General features: G+C 33.8%; 3 protein-coding genes. All 3 read right to left on the minus strand.

Translation table 11 applies throughout. The features are described from left to right. Nucleotides 1–95 precede the first annotated feature (95 nt). Entirely contained in the window at nucleotides 96–233 is a 138-nt protein-coding gene (locus EDD74_RS15215; RefSeq protein ID WP_165851599.1) for a hypothetical protein, read from the minus strand. A gap of 14 nt (nucleotides 234–247) precedes the next feature. After that, entirely contained in the window at nucleotides 248–382 is a 135-nt protein-coding gene (locus EDD74_RS15540) for a hypothetical protein (protein ID WP_278320672.1), read from the minus strand. A gap of 64 nt (nucleotides 383–446) precedes the next feature. Beyond that, nucleotides 447–2968, minus strand: a 2522-nt coding sequence (locus EDD74_RS14890) for an ABC transporter permease (RefSeq protein ID WP_132038472.1), incomplete at its 5' end; no start/stop codon positions are given.

Here is a 2968-nt window from a genome sequence, read left to right on the forward strand (position 1 = left end):
TGCAAAGTCAGTAATCTTATTCTACACTGAGGTATTTTTTTCTCAACCTTCTTTCTTGGAATTCCTTATATTTGAATTATACAGGAAGCTCCTTCTTACCAGATTGTAGACATATCAGCATCACAATTATTAACGCCTTCATGGTAACAATCGTGATAGCAATCACTTGGATCACAATACTGGGTTTCTACATCAAATACTGCTTCCTGAATTCTTTTTTCCAATTCTTTCATGGTATTCTCCTCCTTTACCACAGTGAAGTTACGTGTGTGTTACAATGATCTGGTGCCATCAGACAATCATGCAAGCAATCATCCGGATCACAATACTGAACCTCTACATCAAAAGGTTCTTCCTGCATTCTCTTTTCAAGTTCTAACATATCCTACACCTCCCTTCGTTTATATTCTGGTTTATCAGCATTTTTATGCTGTAAATCATCTTATCTACAGATTTTTGAGGCGTTCCGTAATGCTTCCTTTTTCCCAAAGATAAATCCCTGCCTCAGAAGCTATAATAGCTATTATGAAATACAACACTATAACAATGGCTGCTGGAAGTAATGTAAATTGGAAAGTAAAAAGCCAAATAGAAGAACATATACCCTTAACTGCTGTCATACTAATTAGTGTTGCAAATATAAATCCTCCAATTGCAGCATAAAAAACATATCCTACACTCTCTCTTACAATCAGTTCACGTAATTGTTTCTTAGTTGCACCTATGCTTCTAAATGTTGCTAATTCTCGGTTACGTACAATTAAGTTTGTAAAAATAATATTCACAAGATTTACAATTCCAATTACACCTAAAATTCCTCCTATCAACACACCTAAAATTCTAACCAGTGCTTTATAGTTTTCGATTTCGGAGTGCCTTTGTTCTGTAGTTTCAAATCCAACATCAGAAAATTCCTTTGATATTTCCTGTAACATTCTATTCACAGCAGGAGCATCTTTCTCATCTGCATCAAAAGAATAATTCACTAAATTGGCTTCTCCATACAATTCTTTAAATAAATCTTCTCCTAAATAAAACCAAGGACCTAAGATGGTACCATCACCAGTTACACTGCTACCTGATATTTGCTCTGAATCTATTACCAAAATTTGAGATAATACTTCCACTTTTTTTAATGGCTTTCCGTTCTTATAAATTGTTACTTTTTCCCCAATACCTGGTGAATTTTTCAAATTATCACTGTTGTAAGTACCATTTGTATTTTTGGAAACGGCAACTAAAATATAATCTCCACTTTTTAATTTTTCCTTAATAGAAACAATATTTTTTTCTCCTTCTAAAATCTCCATTTTGTCAACAAAATTTTCAGAAATACCGCATACATTGCACAGAGCTTTTTCGTCTTTCGACAAGGTTAAAGATCCATAGTTTGTCATTGCTTCATTTGTCACTATCCCATCAACTTCTACATTTGGTCGATATTGTTCTATGTCAATGCCTTCACTGCCCCATTCAAAACTTATATCAAAATTATCCACTGTATTCTTATACAATTTAGTCCCATTTTGAACCATAGAATTTTTTTCTAGTTCCTGAATAGCATTTTCATCCAATGCTGCAGAAGATCTAATATATCCGATACTTGGATTTAAAGTATCTGTAGACGCAAGCAAATAATCCCTTCGCATTTGTGAATTGATATATTTTTCTTCATCAAAACTATCAGAAATAATCCATAAAGCATTAACAAATACAATACTTAATATAAGAGATGTAAAAACCAAAATCGTTCTTTTTTTGTTTCTCTGTAAATTACTCCTTGCTATATTTTTAATAGAACGAATATCCTTTTCTACTGTCTTTTTCTTTACCTCGGTATATTTTGTTGTTTCAATCGCAGAATACCTAGCTGCCTTTTTAGAAGGTCTTCTCATACTCAAAAATACCGTAATCAATACAAAAAGAACTGTTAAAATAAAGATAGCCGGGTGTACCGATTGTACAATAGTAAGTTCTTCCTCACTGTATTCCCAATTTTTCAAAATAACTGGCAACAAAAGTGCCCCTAGCCCATATCCAATCACTAAGCCAATCGTAATACCAATAAGAGATAAAAAAAGCATCTGTTTTCGCATTAATCTCTTGATTTGTTTCCCGGTCATTCCAATTGTTTTCATTATTCCAAATTCTTGGATATCCTGCATAACACCTATATCAAAAATATTATAAATCAATAAGTATCCACACAAAATAAATAATGCTCCGAAAAAAACTATAGAAAGACCAACTCCTGTATTCCCATCTTCTGAATACAGCATGGGATTCACTGCTACATTAACATAGTTGCTTCCGTCAGCGTTTTCTGTTTGCGCCCCAAGACTTTCTGCATATTCTTTAAGATTTTGTTCAATATTCCCTGTATTCTTCATACAAACACTTGCATAATAGGTTCCTAAAATCTCTTTATCAAGATCGTATGTATTTTCTGCCACTTCAGGGTTGTGTTCTAAAAATGCTTCAGATACAATCATAAAATTAACTTTAGGACCGCCTTTATACCAGCCTGACAAGCGCATGTCAAAGTTGTATTTTTGACCTCTTAATGTAAAAGACACCGGAACATGACTTCCCACTTCTTTTTTTATCCCCAGTTCTTCCAATGCTTGCTCTGATAAAATCACTTCTTTTTCATTTTCAGGTACTTTCCCTTCTTCCAATGAAATATAATATGCTTCCATACCGGCCTGATCCAGATAATCTATCTCAATAGGTAACTTTGTTTCCCCTTCCATAAGAGCAATGGGAACTCTCCCTCCCACACTTTCAAATAAATCGGAGTTTTGAACCTTCTGAAACTGTTCTTTGTCCAAAAATCGAAGTTCTGCGTCCGCTTTCATTCCGGATAATTTTAGCTGTGTTTCCTGAATGGATTGCATACCGCCAAATCCAATTTCCAATACTGAAGTAAATAAAATGGTCGTTAAAGTAATTGCCAATATAAGAAGAA

It is taken from the genome of Faecalimonas umbilicata, assembly GCF_004346095.1.
Lineage (GTDB): Bacteria > Bacillota > Clostridia > Lachnospirales > Lachnospiraceae > Faecalimonas > Faecalimonas umbilicata.

Excerpts from the sequence above, each read along its gene's own strand:
- EDD74_RS15540 (WP_278320672.1), bottom strand. The coding sequence starts at position 382 with ATGTTAGAACTTGAAAAGAGAATGCAGGAAGAACCTTTTGATGTAGAG.
- EDD74_RS15215 (WP_165851599.1), bottom strand. The coding sequence starts at position 233 with ATGAAAGAATTGGAAAAAAGAATTCAGGAAGCAGTATTTGATGTAGAA.